This window comes from Nocardia ninae NBRC 108245 (assembly GCF_007990755.1).
GTDB lineage: Bacteria > Actinomycetota > Actinomycetes > Mycobacteriales > Mycobacteriaceae > Nocardia > Nocardia ninae.
Genome location: NZ_BJXA01000196.1, coordinates 1 through 812, shown reverse-complemented (window position 1 = coordinate 812; position 812 = coordinate 1). Strand labels below are relative to the sequence as shown.

The 812-nt window shown below is 73.4% G+C and carries 1 pseudogene; it reads left to right on the top strand.

The annotated features are described in order from the left end of the window. Positions 1-812: pseudogene (locus tag NN4_RS45605) on the top strand (hypothetical protein); the annotation flags it as partial.

The window sequence follows — 812 nt, the reverse complement described above, 5'->3', positions numbered from 1 at the left end:
CGACCGCCACACAACCCGGCGCAACGGCGGCAAAATCCGGCACGTCTGCCACACAACCCGGCGGCCCGGCGGCAAAGCCTGGCGCGGCAGCGGCACAACCCGGCGCGCCCACGCAATCCGGCGCGCCCACGCAATCCGGCGCGCCCACGCAATCCGGCACGCCCACGCAATCCGGCACGCCCACTACACAATCCGGGGCGACGGCGGCACAATCCGCGGCCGCTGCGGCAACCGATGCGGCCCAAAGCGAAACCGCTGCGGGGACAACCACTGCCGCTGACGCAGCGGCGGTCACGCCGGATAGCTCCGCGCCGTCGAGGTCCCGCCCCTGGTTCGGCGGGGAGAAAGCCGGTGCGGCGCAGGACAGCGCACCTGACAAGCCCGCCGCGGCCGAGCAGCCCGAAGCCGCGCAAGCATCGGAACCCGAGATCTCCGATGGGGATGCGCCGACCACGGTGATGCGGGTGCAGCGGCCGGCACCCCCGGCAGCAGATGCCGCTCCCGAAGCGGACACCGTCAAGATGAATACGGCGGCACCGGACGCCGGGCAACAGCCGCCGCCGGGGTCCGAAGACGTGACCATGGCAATGCCGGTGATCAAGCCGGACGACGCGCAGACCGTTGCGCTGCCGATCCAGCGGCCTTCCGACGCACCGAATCCGGCCGGGACCGACCGGATCACGCCGGGTGCGGGCCGGGTGCCGATCACCAAGCCGCCGACCACCCCGCGCTCCGCTCCGGGTCCGAAGCAGCCCGTCCCGCAGGCACCTTCGGCACCGCCGCCGAGCGGGTCCGGCCCGGTCGAGCAGACG